Genomic DNA, 18,483 nt, shown 5'->3' on the forward strand with positions numbered 1-18,483 from the left:
AATTTTTCCTAGTCTACTTTACCTTCAGCAAAAACTTCAGGGAAAATCTTCTTTAATTCTTGTAGTTTTATTTCTTGTGGAGTTTGGCTTGTACCGTCCATATATCTCTAATTTTATAAAATCTTTTTTCAAGATTATTTAATTAAAACCCTTATAAACTGATTCTTAATCTTTAAATACTTGATATTACTTCTTTCTTTAACCAGTAAAACGCCTGTTCCTGGTCATATTCAATTTCAGATCTGAGCAAAGCTTCCATATCACCTGTAAAATCGGGATCATTTTCTTTTTCTTCTATATTTAATAAAAACTCTCTGGCACTAGGCGAGCGACCTACCGAAAAATCCATATAGGTCTTAAAAGACTTTAAAACCATATCAATATCTATCCCCATATTGCGCCGGGAGTAGTCCAGGTCGAAGAGATCTCTCCCTTTACTGCGTTGATATAATGCTCTTAATTTTGTTCCCAGTAATTCGTTGATGTTATAAGTGCGAATATTTGCTACACCTTCAAACCAGTTGCTTTTAACTTCAAAAGGATATTCAACCCAGGGCAAAACATTAAAATGTTCTTTACAGTTTATTTCTAGCTTTAATCTTAACCTAATATTCTCATATTCTGAATGGAAGCGATATAGGGCTTTTGCACCGTGTCCTTTAACTTGAGTACGCCTTTCTTCTTCAAAGAAAGTTATAACTTCGCCTATACGTTTCATAATCGGTTTAATTGGCCCCGGCTTTATTTGCACCAGGTCAATATCTTCGGAATATCTTGGAGCAGGGTTTAAGTAAAGTTTATGTAGTGCAGTCCCGCCGCGAAAAGCGAGATTCTCTCTCAAAAAATCATCGGAAAATAATTCCACTAAGGTTCTGCTTATCACTAAATCTTGTTCAACTTGCATAAATTCTTTCCAGGGGGCATTTACCTGCCACTTAGCTATATCTGGTCTTGGTATCATAAATCACTTTCCATTTTAATATTAACATCAACTTTCCAGCGGTTGTTGACCGCTCCTGCTTTTTGGTTTGATTTCGGGCTCAATAAAACAGGATAGAATTTTTGAAGTTTCAAATGATTATAAATTAGTTCAGCAGGTTCAGAACTGGAATCATATTCATTTAGTAAGAAACCAAAACGTTGCAGTACACTCTTTTGGGAATACCAGGATAGCAGATCTTTTATATCTGAAACTTCTATTTCTTCAACCAACTCTTCTAGAATGGAAAGTGTTCTGTTCAATCCACCGATTTTGGATTGATGGTGCAGTAAATCGACTGCTGTTAATGCCGGACTGGATATTTTAAACATTCCCGCATCTCCTTTACGATTTAAGATATTTTTTTCTGGCCAGTTGGAAACCGTGAAAAAATCAAGCTTAATAGCTCCTTTTGAAACGGAGAGTAACGGAGATTTATCGTGAAGTATATACTCCTTTTGAATTTGTTGATGACTAGCACCATAATACCTTGCCGCAGAATACAAGCCTAAATAATAGTTCCTATTTAAAAAAGTAAATAGTTTATCAATGTATAACTCAATAGGTAATTTGCCGGAGTGAGAATACCTGGGCGGAATAATTAGATAAAACTTATGCCGTAATGAAACCACATCACCATTTCCCACAGCATAATAGAGGTCGTTACGTATCAAGGATTCCGATTTACCGGAAGTGCTTTCAACTAATTCATCCCAGGTAAAAGCATATTCCTCGAAAGACAATCGCTCTTTTATAAATTCGCTTAAACTCAACTTTAGTAAAATTTCGAGAAATATAGTGATTTTTACCCTATTTCTCGAAATTATACTAATAAATAAATTGTGATCTTTCTAACTTATATAAATTGGAAAATAATCATTCCTCACTCGTATCTGAAAAATATTCCCATTGAAAGCTATCGATAGCGGTACTTTCATCACCTATAGAAAGGTTCTTAGTATCAATGAGTTCACCATCTTTATAAAATTTAAAAGTAACTTCAAGGGATATCCCTACTTCTGAATTATGAGGTGCTACATTGTAGGTGACCCAGATACCAGGTGAAGCTTGCTTAGTTGTATAAGATAAAGTCTGCGGCAGGGCGGAATTTTCCGAATTCAGGTTGGCATTAACATCATCCTCGGAATCTGTATCTTTCCATCCATACGCAGAATAGAAAGTGATTTCCTGACTGAATTGATCACTATCGCCAGTTTGTGAATATTCAACAGTAAAGGTACTATTTCCGGTTTCATTACCTGGTAGATCATCTGACGAGTCATTACTACAAGATAGACATAACAACAAAAGTGGTAATAGGTAAATAATTTTCTTCATAATAAATAGTATTAGGCTAGAATTGAGCTACAGCTTCCTTCTTTAAGAGTATAGTGAGGTAATTAATTTCGGTTAAATCAAGGTTGGAGCAGGACAAATTTTCAATAATGGAAGCAGTATCTATTCCTGACCTAATATTTTCAGGAACAGGGTTTGACGCATTTAATATCATTTTTTGAAAGTCACCATTAAAATCAACTCGAACCTTCCGGTTTTCATCCAGTAAATGAATTCCGCATTTGAGGATTCCATCCTCCTGAAATTTATCCACCATTTTTGATAGACGTCTAGAGGCATACTCATCCAGGCCTTTTTCAATTAATTCTACGGCATATTCTACATCATCAGGATGCCTGGCCAGGCTTTTTAATAATAAGATTTCTTCAAAGCTGTAATTTTTAAATTGGGAAGTTTTCATTGGCTTGATTTTAAAGGTTAAGTCAGCCTTTGATCCTGAAGTTCCCGCATAAAAAAAGCGTGGAACTGCAACAAGTCGGTCTTAAAGGTATCGCCAAACACCCGCACACCAAACAAGAGCAGCCCACGCCGTAACGTGGGCGTCTTGCTTTGATATTGGTGTGCATAAAAATTTGGCGATTTTTTAAGACCAAAATCAAAAGCTAAACGCTTAAGAATATTATTTTATAAAAAATATATTTTTTATTCTATAGATTATATTTTAAGGTTTATAAAATTTAGTTTTTATTCTTTATTATTTAGAAATCAAGTGCAATTCTGGATTTCTTTATCAAATATAAGAATTGTTTTTATTCAAGTATCGAAAGATCTGAAGCTCCTTTAATTTCAGTTGATATTTCTCCCAGCCAACCGGCATTTCCTTGATCCCCGGTGTACACTTTCACAAAATCAATTCCTCTTAAATCAACAGGATTCCGGGCCTCATCTACTGCCCAATCAATTTCCATGGCATTTCCTCCATAAGAGTTGTAATCTGCATCAAAATTGTCTACATAGCCCCATTCCAGAGCATCAATAGATACGAATCCGCCGGAATTAATAGTAGGATACACTCTCGTGCCGATGAATGTTACTTCATCCTCTTCATCAATAAATTGTGGATAATAATTCTGTGTATGGAAAGCATTTACCATTATACTGTCATGATTCTGCTGGTTATCGATCCATGGTACATTGGCATATTCTGTGGGATTCGTATAGGTTACTTCGCAATTTAATATAGTTTCTTCCAACTGGTGGGCGCTTCCTGATAATTCATACCAGGTATCGTCTGGAACACCATTTCCATTTTCATCAAAAGAAACCTGTACAATTCCCGGCTCAGAAAGTCCGCTCATTGCATTGCCGTAGACTACAAAATCCTTTGCATCTGTTCTGTTTTCAATTGTATGATCAAAAGTGAATATGAAATAACCACCCCAAGCTCCCAGGGAGAGTGTATTGGATTTTCCACCAACAATGTTTTCTGCATCTTCCAATGTTCCATACGTGTCATTGATATACTGTCCCGGTGCAGGTTTATATTCAAATATTTCTGAAATAAAAGCACTACTGCTTTCCGTTTTTGGCCGAAAGTATAAATCATAGGGATCATTTACGATTACCTGATAGGATCTAAGAATGGAATCATTACCTGCTACCGCTTTAAATTGAAGATTAAACGTTCCGGATCCTTCGGGAACATAGTCAAGATTTTGATCTGTTGAAATTTCATTTCCATTTAATTTCCAGCTAAAGCTAGCAGTCTCTGGAAGATTTAAAATTTCAGGCTCCACCGCAAGGGTTTCACCGATCATCAGTTCATATTCTTCCTGATACTCAGGGTTGGCAAATTCCATTGGGAGAACGTTTACCGTTACATTGTAAATGCGTTGGAGAGAATCTGTTCCTGCCGATGCTGTAAATTCGAGCTGAAATGTTCCTGATTCTTCCGGAACATAATTTAGGTTTTGCTCCGATCCTATGTTTTTTCATTTAAAATCCAGAGGTAACTTACATCCTCCGGTGGATTTAAAATGTCAGGTTCTATTGTCAGGGTTTCACCGATCATCAATTCGTAATCTTCCTGGTAATCAGGATCGGCAAATTCCATTGGGGTAATAACAATGTCGTCATCATTACTACACGATGAAAAAAGAAAAAGTCCACCAATAAAAAGGAATAGGGAAAAAGGTAATTTTTGTTGCATTTGATTTGTATTAAAATTAATAATTAAGATTAACTTATTTACAAAACAAAACGGCAGGGGATACGATTAGAATAGAAGATCTACCCAAAGCTATAACTCCCGAAAGCTCTGTTTTAGTGATTTGCGGCAGGTCTTCTGACTCATCCCTCTTTTTAACCCTTCCCATCTTAAAAAGACAGTGGTTCTATTAAAAAGAATTTCCCGGAACTACCGGGAGGGATTTACAGCAGCGGGAACTGTTCAGGATTTACACCTGATTCCCTTTTAATACTATACTTGCAGTATAGTAACCGAAAATCCTGGCAATATTAAGATTATTTTTTGAAGTGGAAATCTATATTTTTTAGTTTTCGATCTGTTCATAGGAAGTTCAGGAATTTATTCTAAGGGGGTAAATACTCCGAGGCTTGCCTCGTTAGTAAATGTTTAAAGTCTGAAAACGTGTTCTCCTATATAATGCTCCGTGGGCTTGCCCCGGAGAAATTTACTTAAGGAGCAACAGTTAGCATCGTCAAGCAAAGACGCAGACCCCTTCCAAGAGAAGGTGTCAGGAAACTCATGAGATCCTTGAACAACGATTTTGAAACAGCACATCTCAAAGTAGGAAGAGACACTTTATTTAACATCCTTAGAAAACATAACATGCTTACCCTTAGAAAGAAATACGCCACTAAAACCACCAACTCAATGCACCGGTTCTATAAGTACAAAAATATCATCAAAGAACTTAAGGTTAGCAGAGCCAACCAGGTTTGGGTGAGTGATATTACTTATATCAGAACCGTAAAAGACTTTTGTTACCTGGCACTCATTACAGATATGCATTCCAGAAAGATCGTAGGCTATGACCTGAGCAACAGCCTCGAACTCAAAGGATGTGTCAGGGCATTAAACAAAGCAGTATCTCAAGCCAAAGATATCAAGGGGCTTATTCATCATTCAGACAGGGGTTTTCAATATTGCAGTACTACATACACCCAGATTCTTCAGAAGAATAAAATTCAAATCAGTATGACAGAGGATAATCACTGCTATGAAAATGCACTGGCAGAGCGGGTAAATGGAATCCTCAAAGATGAATTCTACCTCGATCAGACCTTCACAGACCTGGCTCACGCTAAAAGAGCGGCAAAAAATGCTATCAAACTATACAATGAAATAAGATTACATTTATCTTTAGACTATAGAACACCTAATTCGGTACACCAAAACGCAGCGTAAAATCAATTTTAACCTGTAGCCGTATTCTAGGACGAGACATTAATTTGACTCTAGTTTAGCAAAGCCAACTGTCTTACGATAAATATCAGGTGATACCCCTACCTTCTTTTTAAAAAAACGACTGAAATAGAATTCATCGTCATAACCTAAAAAAGCAGCAACTTGTTTCACTCTTTGCTCGTTTACAGTAAAATAGGGTAAACCATGGAAATTATTAAAAAGGAATCCCTCGGTCTCTATTTCGTTTTGATGTCTATATGTACAAAAAAAATCGGGATGAAAATTCAATAAATAACCCTGACACTTTTCTTCAGAACGTATCATGAAAGGTTGATACGGAGCCAAACAAATCATTTGATTTCCTTTAGGGAATAGCTTTTATCTACACAGTATCTTTTTGAACCTTATCACCAACTCCATTAAATATGCAATACCGGGTATTCCTCCCATAATTAGAATTAGTTCTCAAAAAGATAAGGATACCTCCAGGTTGCTTTTTACAGATAACGGAATAGGTTTTGATATGGGGAAAAACGGGAGTAAAATATTTACTCTGAACCAGGTCTTTACCGATCAAAGCAACAGTAATGGTGTTGGTCTTTACCTGGTAAAAAATTACATGAATAGTGTAGGTGGCACTATTAATGTAACCAGTGAAGTAAATGCAGGTTCCACCTTTTGCCTCACCTTTAGGAATCAGAATGTTAATTAAGTACTAAATGGTTGCTGATTTCAAAGATCCCCTTAGAAATCATTTAATTAATAAGTTAACTTTCGTTTCTACCCGAATTTTTCAGGTAAATTCATTTCGTATTCGTCCGCCCAGTCATCTCTATTTTCTCCCGTTTTGGTCTATGTACTCTTTGTGGCTACTGGTTATCACTTTGGGGCTATTGGTATCATAACCTCCCAAAAAGGCTGTTTTCTGCTGTAAATTTGCAGGGAATTCTAACGTTAAAAGCTAAAGAGCGAAAACGTTATATAAGTAACCATTTAAAGCTGTTGTCATGAAAAGATTTTTTATTTCCCTTGTCATTTTAATGTGGGCAGGAATCGTTAATGCACAATTTACTGAACTCGATGAAGCCCGTGTTGGATTTGACCCTTTGTTACCCGAAGTTACCGTTGACGGGGCCAACTACATATTTAAAGTTGAAGAAAAATACGCCGGAGAATTTGAAAAAGACCCGGTTGCCTTTCTCAATGAACATTGCAACATAGAAGCTTTTCTGGATCTTGTGAAAAATGAAAAAAACCGCCACTACCAGTTACAGATAAAAAGTACCAAAGGCAAATTAAAAGCCAAATACTGCCAACAGGGAAACCTGCTCAGAATTTCTTACCAGTTAAAAGATGTACTTCTTCCTTTAGAGCTGCAAAAAGAAGTGTACCGTCAGTATAAAGGCTGGAATATGACCCAAAACGTTCATATTGCCAAAGGTAAAAAAGGAATTGTTAGTGAAGATTATTACAAGATTCGTTTAGAAAAAGGAGATGAGGTACAAAACCTTAAAATATCTGCAAACGAAATAGAACCCATAGAAGTTGCGAGCATGTAAAGTTGATAGTTGAAGCTCGATGAAAGACTGCCAAAGAAGAAATTCATTTTGCACCGGTTAAGGTGCAGGATCTCTGCAATAGCAGGGATGAAGGGGTTATGAATGGCTTTTTTGACAGTCTTATTCTATTTTTATAGATCTATATTTCCTGATAATAGAACCTAATTTTTATTCCACAAAAAAGGAGGGTATTATCATCCTTTTTTGTGCTTCATTCCTTCATTTTTAGGCTTAAAAACTGTAAATTTGAAGAACTAATCAGGTAAAAAGCTTCGCCCTTGAAAGCTTTAATAATAGACGATGAAGCCCTCGCCAGAAAGCGGGTTATTAACCTTCTTAACAAGGTTCCGGAAATTGAAATTTTGGGAGAATGTTCTAGTGGCAAACTTGCCATTGAACAAATCAATTCTTTAAAACCCCAGGTGATCTTTCTCGATTTAGAGATGAAAGATATGGACGGCTTCAGCGTTCTCGAAAAAATAAAAGTCGTTCCCAGGCCAATCGTCGTTCTTCTGGCCGCTCACACTCCCGATGCCTGTAAAGCTTTTGACGTTAATGCCTGTGACCTGCTCTTAAAGCCATTTAAAGAAGAACGTTTCTACAAAACTGTCTCAAAAATATTAAATACCGGCCTGCCCAAAGAGCTCGATATTGACGAAAAGATTCAGAATCTGCTGGGATTTTACACGAACCGCTCAACCGGAACTATTTTTAAAATTCCGGTGAAACAGGGCAACACTACGATTCTGCTCGATCCGCGTGATATCTTGTACATCACCTCGTCGGGTTGTTATGCCGAAATCTATACTAACAACCACAAGTATTTGCTCAGGGAATCTTTGTGTGCCCTTGATGAAATACTCGATCCCAACCTGTTTTTCAGGATTCATCGTTCTGCTATTGTGAACCTGGATCATGTGAAGGAACTGGTACATTCTGAATATGGGGAAATAGATGCAAAAATGGCCGATGGCCGACTCCTTCATACCAGCAAGGCACAAAAGAAACCATTCCTGGAAAAGTTGGGGATCTAAGCCAACTAACTTCACTTCTGAAATAAGTATACTTCAACTTTACAGCTAGTTGGTTTAATATGACTCACGTCATAAGTGAGTTGTATTGAATTTGACATATTTGTCTTAATTAATTTCGGTTATTTATTGCTGAAAAAATCAGAAAAATATTGAAACTACTTCCGAAGCATTAGGTAATGAAATTCCAGAAAATAGCTACTCCAGGTGAGTTTGCAGCGATAGAGAAAAAGCATCATGCCCTGCCTTTTTCAGACGACGCCTGGCAGGATCATTTTTGGAACCAAAAGAAATAAACTTAGTATGACAGCAAAATCAACTTTTTTAGAACCTTTGTCTATAGAACACCGGCAGGTACTACATCTCTGTGAAAACATCAGGATTGGGCTGCGTAACAATATTCAAAAAGAGCGGATAAGAAGTTATACCAATTGGTTTAAATCGGAGTTTCTCGATCCGCATTTTGCGCTGGAAGAGCAGCACATTTTTCCCCTTTTAGGCAACAATGTTCGCGTTAAGAAGGTTTTGGCCAATCACAGGAGAATCAACAAATTGATGACCTGTGATTGTGATGATGAAAAAGTACTTAATCTACTCGAAGAAGAACTGGCAACTTACATCCGGTTTGAAGAACGGGTTTTGTACAAAGAACTTGCCCAAAATCTCAATCCGCAAGATCTTGAGATGCTGGAAAAGCACCACGATAACATTGTTTTTTCTGAAGAAGACTGGAAAGACAAATTCTGGATCTCTTAGGCTTGAGTCTTAAATTTTTCAGATCCTAGGGCTTTGGGAAAGCAGATTTAGAACTTCTGAAATAAGTTTACTTCAGCTTTTTTAAACTTTTCTCTTCGGAAAAAATCCCTTCCAAAAATGCCATTTTTGACACCCCGTATTTCTGAAGTTTAGGGCTTCAGCTGAAATATTCTTGGATTTATTCCGCAGAAATAAAATCCTTCCGAAGTTATCTGAGTAATCTACGGGTAATAAAGTTGTTTCGCTGAAAATAGCTACTGTGAGCTGCACCAAGGTTCAATGCTGTGGTGTAAAAACCAGCAAGAACAAACATGGCTGCAAAAGCCGGCGCTGTATAAACCGAACTGAGGAGGTACAAACAAATTCCGATTAAAAGAACAGTGAAAAAGAAAGAAACCCATTCGTCATCCTGCATCTTAAGCTTTTTAAAAATCAGGCGAAGAAGCGGGTTGTTTTCTTCGTAAGGACTAGCCGGTCTGTAAGAAGAAATGTAAGAAAGTAGAAATTTACTGGCAATAATTTCTAAAGCAATCAGGGCGGTTATTAGATCCATAGGGGCTAAGTACACTGAGAATGAGAGGCTAAATTAATGCAATAATTTAAATCTACAAGTTTTTACCTCATTTTAAGATAGTTAACCGATATAAAATGCCTTTCATCTAAAAATGTGTTGTAGGGGATTAATTATTGAAGGAAAATTTCTTCAGTTAATAGTTTTAGTTTTTTGAATAAGCCCGCAGATAGATGTAATTTTACATTAGAATTGACTTGATGAAAAAGCCTGTAAAGATTAAATTTTACGCTCCCCGTGAGGAATATTTAAACGTGTTAAGCCATGGAGCCGGTCTTGGTTTGAGTGTGCTGGGGCTTTTTTTGTTGATCTTTAAAGCCCTGGAACTAAATAATAACAGAATAATCCTCAGTTTTGCCATTTTTGGCACCTCTCTTATTTTGCTGTATTCAGCTTCTACGCTTTACCATAGTACTAAAAACCTGAGAAAGAGATTTACTTTTAAGGTCTTTGATCACATTGCGATTTTTGTCCTTATCGCCGGCACCTACACTCCTTTTGCTCTTGTAACCCTACAGGGGCGTACGGGCTGGATCATTCTTGGGGTGGTGTGGACCATTGCCCTTTTAGGTACTTTTTTAAAGCTGTTCTTTACCGGCCGTTTCAAGATCTTTTCCACCTTGCTTTATGTGGGTATGGGTTGGGTGATTGTCTTTGCCATAGAACCTCTTATGGAGAACCTTTCCAGCCAGGGCCTTTGGTGGCTTTTAGGTGGCGGACTCGCCTATACTATTGGGGCGATTCTCTACAGCATTAGCAAAATAAAATACAATCATGCAATCTTTCATTTGTGTGTTTTACTGGGAAGTTTCTGTCACTTCATGGCTATTTATCTCCACGTGCTCCCTTAAATTAAGTTGAATTTATAATTTTAGAGGGCCGTAATTTTTACCTTTATACATAGAAGTTAAATTCAGCTCTAATTTGTTGTTGCTTTCAGAATAAAAAATCGGGAAAATATAATCTTCCGGTTCACTTATTTGGGATCCAAAAGTTTAAAAAAATGAAACTGTCACGAAAAAATGTCCAAATCAAGGAAGATCTTATCACGCGAGACTGGCTGGCGATAGACCGCACCCGAATGGCCAATGAAAGGACTTTTCTCGCTTACCTCAGGACGTTTATTGTGATATTAAGTTCGGGAGTGGCGATTATTAGAGTAGAGGAGCTTCAGGAAATGTATGATCTGGGAATTTTTCTCCTGGTGGTTGCACCTGTAATCCTGCTTATAGGGATTGCAAGATTTCTATATGTGAGAAGACATATCAGAAAATATTTTACCGTTAAGTGAGCTTAAGGAGTTATTCCCGGTTTTTAAAAATGTTCGAAAAGGGTTGAACAAAGGGAACTTTATAGCTTTAAAAACTGCTCTTCTAACTTTTCTTTCTTTTTCCTTTTTTCCCGAATACGCTCATCATTGTAGGAGAAGAAATAAACCACAAAACGAATCCGCTTAGCACGGTAATAAGGCCAAGCAGGGAAAAAGCTCTTAAAACAGAGGTGTTAAAATCATCTCGCGTATCATAATCCATGGTATGGGTCATCCATAAAAAGTCAAACCACCTCCAGTCTCTGTGACGTACAGATTTAAAACTGCCATCAACGGCCGAAATATAAGCTTTTACCTGGTCCTGCCCGGCAAAAGAAATTACATAGGCGGGTAAAGGGCCGCCGCGGTATTCATGGTGATCCCCGGTTTCGGTAATCTTTTCAACTCGGGTGACTTTCATGCTGTCTAGCATGTGTTTTTTTGCAATTACAACCGCTTCGTCTTCTGAAATTTCCTGCTTTTGTTCACCATTTCGGGCGTGTACCAATTTTTCATTGTTCACCCAGTAATACGGCTCTCCTGCTATATCTTTTAGCTGAAGGGAATTGATCTGCATTTGGGGAGCAACTTCAGAAATACCTGTAAGATTAGAAAAAGTAGTGGGATGTACATGATTTTTTCTGAAGTGATCTCCGTGAATCTCATCAATATCGGTCCAACTGAAGTACAATCCGCTAATAGTCCACATTAAAAACTGAATTCCGAGGAAGACCCCCAGGTAGCGGTGTGCTTTTCTAATGTACGAAGCAGTTTTTCGTTTTACAAAAGGCATTAGAGTTGTGAATTTCTACAAGTATACTAAAATCTGCTTCAGCTGAAGTTCCTGTCTTAAAAAACGACTTCATTAATACCCTTTTTTGGATGGTAATGATCTATAGCATCTTTCAGAATTAACAAGGCGATCTCTACCATATTTTTTAGTTCGTAGAATGCAACCGAACCACTATTGAACGGCGGATAACTTTCCATTAAGTCGTGCATATTCCACAGCTTTACAAGGGCTTCTGTTTTTGCCATTTTTGGAGCCGAATGTAACAGGTCATAATCCATGATCTCATTGAGACGCTGCCTTAGACTGGCGATGATCTTTTCATCAACATCGGTATTGAAATTATTCAAAACCTCTTGCTGGTTACGGGTGCTGGGGTAGGGAAGATGATCCAACTCCTGCAACACGGTTTTTGAAGCTTCGTGCGAATAAACTATAGCTTCAAGAAGGGAATTGGATGCCAGGCGATTGGCACCGTGAAGGCCGGTGTGCACGCATTCTCCCGATGCGTACAGCTGCTTCACCGTGGTTCTCGCATGCCGGTCTACATCAATGCCCCCGCACTGGTAATGAGCTGCGGGTACAATAGGAATAAGATCTGTCGCCACATTAATACCTATTGCACGACAGTAGGCTACAATAGTGGGGAATTTTGCAGTGAATTTTTCAATATAAAGGTGACGGCAATCTAAAAAGGCATGTTTTTCTCCCGAGCTTTTTAGTTCTTTGACAATGGCTTCGGAGACGATATCACGGGTTGCCAGCTCCCCCCTGGAATCAGATTTATAGAGGAAGCGTTTGCCCTGGTGGTTTACCACGTAAGCTCCATAGCCACGAACAGCTTCAGAAATAAGAAAAAGCGGATGTTTTCCCGCTTCATATAACGCTGTGGGGTGAAACTGTATGTAATTCATGTTTTTTACCGCCGCCCCGGCCCTCCAGGCCATGGCCACGCCGTCGCCAGTGGCTACCGTAGGGTTGGTGGTGTTGCCAAAGACCATCCCACAACCTCCACTTGCCAAAAATGTGATTTTGGAGGTGATGCTTGTTCTTTGTGAATTGGTCTTGTTAAGAACATGTATCCCAATACACCTGTCTTTTTTGGCGTTGAGTATGAGATCGATTACAAAATAGTGATCGTAAAAATGTATGTTGGGAAGTGACTTTGCATGTAAGATCAGCTTTTGCTGAATTTCAAACCCGGTAAGGTCACGGTGATGGACAATCCGACGTCGTGAGTGCCCGCCTTCAAGTCCTAATTCGAGAATTCCATTCTTTCCGGAGTCAAAAGAAGTTCCCCACGCCACTAACTCTAATAGTCGTTCGGGGGCCTGTGAAACCACCATTTTAACCACTTCAGCATCATTTATTCCGCGTCCGGCTTCAATAGTGTCTTTTACGTGCAACTCAAAGCTGTCCTGCACCTTGTCAAGCACCACGGCAATTCCACCCTGAGCCTGGGCTGTGTTGGAGATCTCCATTTTTTCCTTTGTAATGACAGTAACATTTACATCGGGCCGGGCTTCAGCAATCTTAATGGCAAAGGTGAGGCCAGCTACGCCAGATCCTATTACCAGTACATCTGTTTTCATTCTAAGAAAGTTCTAACATGCGTTTAATAGGCACCAGGGCCTTTTTCATAAGATCTTCAGAAAGTTTTATTTCGGGGGTTTCTTTTGCGAGGCAGTCATAAAGTTTCTTTAGAGAATTCATTTTCATAAACGCACATTCACTGCAGGCACAGGTGTTGTCTTCTTTGGCAGGGGCGGGGATAAGGGTCTTTTGAGGTACATCCTTTTGCATTTGATGCAAGATACCGGCCTCGGTCGCAACAATAAAAGTGTCGTGCTCACTACCCTTCACATAATTGAGCATCCCCGAGGTTGAGCCAATATAATTAGCTATTTTTAAAATGTGGGTTTCAGATTCGGGATGCGCTATGATCTTTGCTGAAGGATGCTGCTTATACAACTCCAGCATCTTATCTAGCGAAAAAGCTTCATGAACTATGCAGGCACCATCCCACAGCAGCATTTCCCTGCCGGTCTTTTGCATCAGATATTTTCCAAGGTTTTTATCTGGTGCAAATATGATTTGCTTTTCCGGAGGAATAGAATTGATGACCTTTTCGGCATTTGAAGAGGTACAAACAATATCGCTAAGGGTTTTTATTTCGGCAGAGCAATTAATGTAGGTGACCACCACATGATCTGGATATTGTTCTTTTAGTTTTCTAAAGGCTTCAGGCGGGCAACTGTCGGCCAGGGAGCACCCCGCATTAAGGTCGGGCAAAAACACCCTTTTTGAGGGGTTAAGGATCTTGGCGGTTTCGGCCATAAAATGTACCCCGGCAAATACAATGATCTCTGCCGAAGTTTCAGCGGCCTTTTTCGCCAGTTCGAGCGAGTCGCCAATGAAATCGGCAACTTCCTGTATTTCGGGTTCCTGGTAATAGTGGGCCAGGATCACTGCATTTTTATCCTTTTTTAATTGTGCCAGTTCTTCTTGTAAAGTAGTTGGTTGCGGTGCAGATACTGTCATAAATAATCCTGTAGTGATTCAAATTTTTAAAAATGTGTCTCCCGAAATAAGGCCTGAAGTTAAATCCAGCAAGCTTGTTCTTTCCACAATTTCTTTCAGGCTGTTGCGCACAGGCTTAAAGCGGGAATGGAAAGGGCATGGATGATCTTCACTACAGTTATGCAGGCCAAGGCTACACCGGGTATAGACCTTGTCTCCATCAATGGCCAGCACGATTTGGGAAATCTTAATGTCTGAAAGCCTTTCTTTTTCAACCTGAAATCCGCCATGAGCTCCTTTGGTAGAAACTATGATGCCGTTTTTTGATAACTTCTGAAGGGTTTTAGCCGTAAATGCTTCGGGAGAGTCAATCTCCCTTGCAATGTCTTTCAGGCTTGACCTTCTCCCTTTTTCAGATTCTGAAGCAATAAAGATCGTGGCTCTTATGGCATACTCGCAGGCTTTTGAAAACATGGTTCGTAATTTCAGTTTGTAAAACAAAAATAAGGACAGTAAAGTCTCTTTTTTATGACCTCTGTCAGGAACCGCCACTTTTCATGCTTTTGAAGTTGTTGTTTTCAAAATAGGAAAAATCCCGTTTTTTTAGATTTCCGAAGCATGAATCAAACAATATTTTTCAGAAATTAAATTAGGGGTAATTGCTTAAATATAAATGTCTTATAAAGGGTTGTTTTGCTTTAAATTCTTAAATTTAAAGAGCGATTGCTGGGGAGTTGAGGTAAATTTTTGATCATTTTATGTGCCCTTTTCTTTCGGGTTGTACTTTTAAAGTTGTGCGAAATGAAGATCTCTCCTAAAAAGATCATGATTTTCTTTGGGCCGATGGTTTATTTTGCCCTGCAGGCAGTAGAACATCCCCAGTCTATGCCAATTTTGGCCTGGGATGTATTGTGTGTTACCATCTGGATGGCTATTTGGTGGGTGAGTGAAGTTGTACCCATTGCTGTCACAGCCCTGCTTCCTATTTTGCTGTTCCCGCTTACCGGGGCTTTATCTATTGAAGCAACCACCGCAGCCTACGGCGATAAATTCGTCTTTCTTTACCTGGGTGGTTTTCTTTTAGCCATTGCAATAGAAAAATGGGAGCTACACCGGCGAATAACGCTTAGCATTATAAGGCTTATTGGCAACAATTTAAAGTTGATCATCCTCGGGTTTATGATAGCCACGGCTTTCCTGTCTATGTGGATCTCCAATACAGCAACCTCGGTAATGATGTTGCCAATAGGAGCGGCAATTATTAATCAATTATGGGATGACCCAAAAACAGAGCGGGACGAAAAAGCATTTTTGGAAAGGCGCTCATGCTGTCTATAGCTTATAGCGCTTCAATAGGAGGGATAGCCACTCTAATTGGAACACCGCCTAACCTTGTGCTGGCAGGAGTGGTGCAAAAATTTTATGGCATTGAAATCACCTTTTACCAATGGCTTAAACTTGGCCTGCCTATCTCTCTGGTTTTGCTGGCAATTAGCTGGAAGTATCTCACCACCTTTGCCTTTGACCTTAAAGGCATGAGACTCCCCGGAGGTAAGGCCGAAATTACCAGGCTGCTTCACGAACTTGGCGCTATGACTAAACAGGAAAAGATAGTTCTTACCGTATTTATACTTACAGCACTTGGCTGGATCACCCGATCTTTTTTGCTACAGCCTGTGCTTCCTTTTTTAGATGATACAGTAATAGCAATTTTTGCAGGGATCACGCTTTTCCTGTTGCCATCGGGGAAGGAACATGGCCGTATTCTTGTTTGGGATGATGCAGTGAAGATCCCTTGGGGGATCATTATACTTTTTGGGGGAGGTATGGCTTTGGCAAAGGCTTTTGAGGAAACCGGCCTTGCTGTTTGGATTGGACAGCAGCTTAGCAGCCTTGAGAATTCACCTCTTATTCTGCTGGTACTGGTGTTGGTGACTGCGGTTAATTTTCTTACTGAAGTTACCTCAAACCTTGCTACCACAGCAATGTTGTTGCCTATTTTAGCCCCTATGGCACTCGCCATGCATATTCATCCTTACTTCTTACTGGTGGCGGCCACCCTGGCGGCATCCTGTGCATTTATGTTACCGGTAGCTACTCCACCTAATGCCGTAGTCTTTGGTGCGGGATACTTAAAAATTAAAGATATGACGAGAGCAGGCATTTGGTTGAACCTGTTGTCTATTCTCATCATCACCCTCGTCATCTACTTTCTTTTGCCTGTTATTTGGGGAATAGAAGTTAGCGTAATTCCTGAAGTTTTTCTACCCGGATAAAGTTGACAGGTAAGAATTTTTGTCTTGTTCGGTAATGGTTCTTATAACTTTGCAGGGATTACCTGCAGCAAAGACGTTTGGGGGAATATCTCTGGTCACCACGCTTCCTGAACCAATAACAGAATTATCACCTATAGTCACCCGCGGATTAATCACTACTTGTCCGCCAATCCACACATGATTTCCTATTTTCACCGGGTAGGCATGTTCCCATTCCTGTATCCTGTTTTCATAGTGCATAGGATGCCCGGCAGTAAAGATCCCTACATTAGGACCAATAAGCACATGGTTTCCAATAGTTACTTTGGCACAGTCCAGAATTGTGAGGTTATAATTTGTATAAAAATTCTCGCCTATTTCAATATTGTAGCCATAATCACAGCGGAAAGGGGGCTCAAAGTAATAACTGCTCCCGGTTTTTCCCAATAGCTGCTGAAGGATCTCCTTCCGTTTGTCTACTTCGGAAGGAGGTAGGTTATTAAAGCTGAAGATAAGTTCTTTAGCTTTTTGTCTTTCTGCAAGTAATTGAGGGTCAAATGCTTTATAAGGCTCACCTGTCAACATTTTTTCCTTTTCTGTTTTCATGAGCTTTATATGATCTTGTTTATTTTATGCTGAAATTTACTACACCTTTTCGGGCACTCCTGTTTCGTATGGGTTGGATGGATCATTGCTCCATTCAAACCAGCCACCGTCATAAACTGAAACATTTGGCCATCCTAGCAGCCAGGCATTAAACCAGGCTTCACTCCCGCGCCACCCTGTACCGCAGTAGAATGCGAGGTGTTTATTGGGGGTAATTCCATTTTGTTCCCAGTTCTCTATGATCTCGTGGAATTCGCGGGTAGTATGGTCAACATTCCGGTAGTTTTCCATGTGGTAAGCGTCACTACCACAGTCGGCAAAAATGGCTCCGGGAATACGCCCTTTGGCTTCAATATAATTGTAGCCACTTACCTCACCAATATATTCGGGATAGCTGCGCACGCAAACCAGCTCGGCATCGGCCGAAGCAAGAATGTCTTTAGCTTCGGGTACGTCTACGGCCAATTCGGGGTGAGCGGGAATTTTCACTCCAAAATCTTCTACAGGTTCCTTTTTCACATCTTCTTTACTCACTTCAAAACCGGCGTCTTCCCAGGATTGAAAGCCACCATTGAGTATTCTTACGTCTTTTACACCGGCGTACATCATGATGAAGGCATTTCTTATAGCACCAATATCTCCGGCAGCACTTCCGGGAAACTCATCATCGTTATCGGGGAACATGAATTTTCCGTAGAGAATTACGGTAGTATCGGCTGTGATGCCGTGTTCTTCCAGGGCCTTTTTTAGTTCTTCGGGGCTGCGGCGGTTCCAGGTTTCAGGAGATTCCAGTGCGTTAGTGTCCATGTCTATCGCCCCGGGGATGTGGCCGGTTAAATAAGCGTCCCTATTGCGATAATGCGCATGTACCACCACATATTTATCGTTGTCATATTCTGCAGGTTTTTCTCCAGATATAAGTTTATTCACCCATTGTGCCGATACCAGCTGCCTGTATTTTGGTAGATAGCTCATGGGTAAAGTATCGTCGGTAGTCCATTCGTCCAGAAAGTGGTTGAAAAGTGCCATTTTTGAATATCCTGCTTTTTCAAAGCTTTCGGCTACCTTTTGGGCTTCATCGCGATTGTATCCGTAAATGATAATTTCCCGGGAAGGATGAATTTCCTTATGCCGCACAATCTCAATCCAATCCATGTAGCCTGTCCATTTTGCAGGAAGCGATTTTGCACCTTTTATATGTCCACCACGAGGTTCATTTTTTAATTTCCAGCCGTTATAGGCGTCAACCGGGCGCACGTCAATAACTAATGCTCCTTTATTTTGTCTGTCAATAAGTTCCTGAGTGGTTACTTCCCTGAAGTTTGTCATATTTCGGATTTTATGTGCAAAAAAAGAACTTCCGAAGAAGCTCTGATTTTTG

21 protein-coding genes, 1 pseudogene and 1 riboswitch are annotated in these 18,483 nt (G+C 39.7%); of the genes and pseudogenes, 8 read left to right on the forward strand and 14 right to left on the reverse strand.

The window, feature by feature from the left end; genetic code table 11:
* Positions 1-172 precede the first annotated feature (172 nt).
* From V5739_RS13895 to V5739_RS13920, 6 genes are all read right to left on the reverse strand, one after another.
* Positions 173-961 carry a nucleotidyl transferase AbiEii/AbiGii toxin family protein gene (locus V5739_RS13895; RefSeq protein WP_423818648.1) on the reverse strand — a complete coding sequence of 263 codons (789 nt, stop codon included), beginning with the start codon at positions 959-961 and terminating at the stop codon, positions 173-175.
* A complete protein-coding gene (locus V5739_RS13900; protein WP_423818649.1) occupies positions 958-1,752 on the reverse strand; it encodes a type IV toxin-antitoxin system AbiEi family antitoxin in 795 nt (264 codons plus the stop codon). The genes V5739_RS13895 and V5739_RS13900 overlap by 4 nt, the downstream gene beginning before the upstream one ends.
* 103 nt (positions 1,753-1,855) lie before the next feature.
* Entirely contained in the window at positions 1,856-2,317 is a 462-nt protein-coding gene (locus V5739_RS13905) for a beta-barrel fold lipoprotein (protein ID WP_423818650.1), read from the reverse strand.
* Between the two features lie 16 nt (positions 2,318-2,333).
* A complete protein-coding gene (locus V5739_RS13910; RefSeq protein WP_423818651.1) occupies positions 2,334-2,735 on the reverse strand; it encodes a hypothetical protein in 402 nt (133 codons plus the stop codon).
* 349 nt (positions 2,736-3,084) lie between these two features.
* Positions 3,085-4,134: a PKD-like domain-containing protein gene (locus V5739_RS13915; protein WP_423818652.1), complete on the reverse strand. Its 1,050-nt coding sequence runs from the start codon at positions 4,132-4,134 to the stop codon at positions 3,085-3,087.
* Positions 4,135-4,256: 122 nt separating this feature from the next.
* A complete protein-coding gene (locus V5739_RS13920) occupies positions 4,257-4,484 on the reverse strand; it encodes a hypothetical protein (RefSeq protein ID WP_423818653.1) in 228 nt (75 codons plus the stop codon).
* Between the two features lie 108 nt (positions 4,485-4,592).
* A riboswitch (cobalamin riboswitch) is annotated at positions 4,593-4,794 on the reverse strand.
* 197 nt (positions 4,795-4,991) lie between these two features.
* On the opposite strand from V5739_RS13920, the gene V5739_RS13925 reads away from it, so the two are divergent.
* Positions 4,992-5,705, forward strand: a complete 714-nt coding sequence (locus V5739_RS13925) for an IS3 family transposase (protein WP_423820490.1) — start codon at positions 4,992-4,994, stop codon at positions 5,703-5,705.
* A gap of 39 nt (positions 5,706-5,744) precedes the next feature.
* Here V5739_RS13925 and V5739_RS13930 read toward each other — a convergent pair whose 3' ends face one another.
* Positions 5,745-6,059: an AraC family transcriptional regulator gene (locus tag V5739_RS13930; RefSeq protein WP_423818654.1), complete on the reverse strand. Its 315-nt coding sequence runs from the start codon at positions 6,057-6,059 to the stop codon at positions 5,745-5,747.
* Between the two features lie 37 nt (positions 6,060-6,096).
* On the opposite strand from V5739_RS13930, the gene V5739_RS13935 reads away from it, so the two are divergent.
* The 4 genes from V5739_RS13935 (at position 6,097) to V5739_RS13950 (ending at position 9,051) form a co-directional block, all read left to right on the forward strand.
* Positions 6,097-6,417, forward strand: a complete 321-nt coding sequence (locus V5739_RS13935) for an ATP-binding protein (protein ID WP_423820491.1) — start codon at positions 6,097-6,099, stop codon at positions 6,415-6,417.
* A gap of 295 nt (positions 6,418-6,712) precedes the next feature.
* Positions 6,713-7,264, forward strand: coding sequence for a hypothetical protein (locus V5739_RS13940; protein ID WP_266070518.1), 552 nt, complete (start codon positions 6,713-6,715; stop codon positions 7,262-7,264).
* A gap of 278 nt (positions 7,265-7,542) precedes the next feature.
* On the forward strand, positions 7,543-8,298 hold the full coding sequence (locus V5739_RS13945; protein ID WP_423818655.1) for a LytR/AlgR family response regulator transcription factor: 756 nt from the start codon (positions 7,543-7,545) through the stop codon (positions 8,296-8,298).
* A 300-nt stretch (positions 8,299-8,598) separates the two neighbouring features.
* Complete coding sequence (locus V5739_RS13950; RefSeq protein ID WP_423818656.1) at positions 8,599-9,051, forward strand: hemerythrin domain-containing protein; 453 nt, start codon at positions 8,599-8,601, stop codon at positions 9,049-9,051.
* A gap of 208 nt (positions 9,052-9,259) precedes the next feature.
* Here the strand turns inward: V5739_RS13950 and V5739_RS13955 are convergent, their stop codons facing one another.
* The gene (locus V5739_RS13955; RefSeq protein WP_423818657.1) at positions 9,260-9,604 is read right to left on the reverse strand and encodes a hypothetical protein; all 345 of its coding nucleotides are present in this window, start codon (positions 9,602-9,604) and stop codon (positions 9,260-9,262) included.
* A gap of 218 nt (positions 9,605-9,822) precedes the next feature.
* Between V5739_RS13955 and trhA the strand changes: the two genes are divergently transcribed.
* A complete protein-coding gene (trhA, locus tag V5739_RS13960; RefSeq protein WP_423818658.1) occupies positions 9,823-10,473 on the forward strand; it encodes a PAQR family membrane homeostasis protein TrhA in 651 nt (216 codons plus the stop codon).
* Between the two features lie 152 nt (positions 10,474-10,625).
* A complete protein-coding gene (locus V5739_RS13965) occupies positions 10,626-10,913 on the forward strand; it encodes a DUF202 domain-containing protein (RefSeq protein WP_423818659.1) in 288 nt (95 codons plus the stop codon).
* A gap of 82 nt (positions 10,914-10,995) precedes the next feature.
* On the opposite strand, the gene V5739_RS13970 is transcribed toward V5739_RS13965, so the two are convergent.
* Genes V5739_RS13970 through V5739_RS13985 form a run of 4 tightly spaced genes read right to left on the reverse strand, consistent with a single transcriptional unit; the run spans position 10,996 to position 14,715 of the window.
* Positions 10,996-11,724: a hypothetical protein gene (locus V5739_RS13970; protein WP_423818660.1), complete on the reverse strand. Its 729-nt coding sequence runs from the start codon at positions 11,722-11,724 to the stop codon at positions 10,996-10,998.
* A gap of 56 nt (positions 11,725-11,780) precedes the next feature.
* On the reverse strand, positions 11,781-13,313 hold the full coding sequence (gene nadB / locus V5739_RS13975) for an L-aspartate oxidase (protein WP_423818661.1): 1,533 nt from the start codon (positions 13,311-13,313) through the stop codon (positions 11,781-11,783).
* A gap of 1 nt (position 13,314) precedes the next feature.
* On the reverse strand, positions 13,315-14,262 hold the full coding sequence (nadA, locus tag V5739_RS13980) for a quinolinate synthase NadA (protein ID WP_423818662.1): 948 nt from the start codon (positions 14,260-14,262) through the stop codon (positions 13,315-13,317).
* Between the two features lie 18 nt (positions 14,263-14,280).
* Positions 14,281-14,715 (reverse strand): RrF2 family transcriptional regulator, encoded by a 435-nt coding sequence (locus V5739_RS13985; RefSeq protein ID WP_266070528.1) that lies wholly within the window; start codon positions 14,713-14,715, stop codon positions 14,281-14,283.
* A 327-nt stretch (positions 14,716-15,042) separates the two neighbouring features.
* On the opposite strand from V5739_RS13985, the pseudogene V5739_RS13990 reads away from it, so the two are divergent.
* Positions 15,043-16,517: pseudogene (locus V5739_RS13990) on the forward strand (SLC13 family permease).
* On the opposite strand, the gene V5739_RS13995 reads toward V5739_RS13990, so the two are convergent.
* Positions 16,506-17,102 carry a sugar O-acetyltransferase gene (locus V5739_RS13995; RefSeq protein ID WP_423818663.1) on the reverse strand — a complete coding sequence of 199 codons (597 nt, stop codon included), beginning with the start codon at positions 17,100-17,102 and terminating at the stop codon, positions 16,506-16,508. The pseudogene V5739_RS13990 and the gene V5739_RS13995 sit on opposite strands and share 12 nt — an antisense overlap.
* A gap of 39 nt (positions 17,103-17,141) precedes the next feature.
* Positions 17,142-18,431, reverse strand: coding sequence for a rhodanese-like domain-containing protein (locus V5739_RS14000; RefSeq protein WP_423818664.1), 1,290 nt, complete (start codon positions 18,429-18,431; stop codon positions 17,142-17,144).
* Between the last annotated feature and the right edge of the window lie 52 nt (positions 18,432-18,483).

This window comes from Salinimicrobium sp. TIG7-5_MAKvit, assembly GCF_049569215.1.
GTDB classification, from domain to species: domain Bacteria; phylum Bacteroidota; class Bacteroidia; order Flavobacteriales; family Flavobacteriaceae; genus Salinimicrobium; species Salinimicrobium profundisediminis.

Bases quoted from the DNA above. Each gene is read 5' to 3' on its own strand.
- V5739_RS13895 (WP_423818648.1), bottom strand. From the start codon at position 961: ATGATACCAAGACCAGATATAGCTAAGTGGCAGGTAAATGCCCCCTGG.
- V5739_RS14000 (WP_423818664.1), bottom strand. From the start codon at position 18,431: ATGACAAACTTCAGGGAAGTAACCACTCAGGAACTTATTGACAGACAA.
- nadA (WP_423818662.1), bottom strand. From the start codon at position 14,262: ATGACAGTATCTGCACCGCAACCAACTACTTTACAAGAAGAACTGGCA.
- V5739_RS13905 (WP_423818650.1), bottom strand. From the start codon at position 2,317: ATGAAGAAAATTATTTACCTATTACCACTTTTGTTGTTATGTCTATCT.
- V5739_RS13950 (WP_423818656.1), top strand. From the start codon at position 8,599: ATGACAGCAAAATCAACTTTTTTAGAACCTTTGTCTATAGAACACCGG.
- V5739_RS13985 (WP_266070528.1), bottom strand. From the start codon at position 14,715: ATGTTTTCAAAAGCCTGCGAGTATGCCATAAGAGCCACGATCTTTATT.
- V5739_RS13920 (WP_423818653.1), bottom strand. From the start codon at position 4,484: ATGCAACAAAAATTACCTTTTTCCCTATTCCTTTTTATTGGTGGACTT.
- nadB (WP_423818661.1), bottom strand. From the start codon at position 13,313: ATGAAAACAGATGTACTGGTAATAGGATCTGGCGTAGCTGGCCTCACC.
- V5739_RS13915 (WP_423818652.1), bottom strand. From the start codon at position 4,134: ATGGAATTTGCCAACCCTGAGTATCAGGAAGAATATGAACTGATGATC.
- V5739_RS13955 (WP_423818657.1), bottom strand. From the start codon at position 9,604: ATGGATCTAATAACCGCCCTGATTGCTTTAGAAATTATTGCCAGTAAA.
- V5739_RS13995 (WP_423818663.1), bottom strand. From the start codon at position 17,102: ATGAAAACAGAAAAGGAAAAAATGTTGACAGGTGAGCCTTATAAAGCA.
- V5739_RS13940 (WP_266070518.1), top strand. From the start codon at position 6,713: ATGAAAAGATTTTTTATTTCCCTTGTCATTTTAATGTGGGCAGGAATC.
- trhA (WP_423818658.1), top strand. From the start codon at position 9,823: ATGAAAAAGCCTGTAAAGATTAAATTTTACGCTCCCCGTGAGGAATAT.
- V5739_RS13930 (WP_423818654.1), bottom strand. From the start codon at position 6,059: ATGATTTGTTTGGCTCCGTATCAACCTTTCATGATACGTTCTGAAGAA.
- V5739_RS13965 (WP_423818659.1), top strand. From the start codon at position 10,626: ATGAAACTGTCACGAAAAAATGTCCAAATCAAGGAAGATCTTATCACG.
- V5739_RS13970 (WP_423818660.1), bottom strand. From the start codon at position 11,724: ATGCCTTTTGTAAAACGAAAAACTGCTTCGTACATTAGAAAAGCACAC.
- V5739_RS13910 (WP_423818651.1), bottom strand. From the start codon at position 2,735: ATGAAAACTTCCCAATTTAAAAATTACAGCTTTGAAGAAATCTTATTA.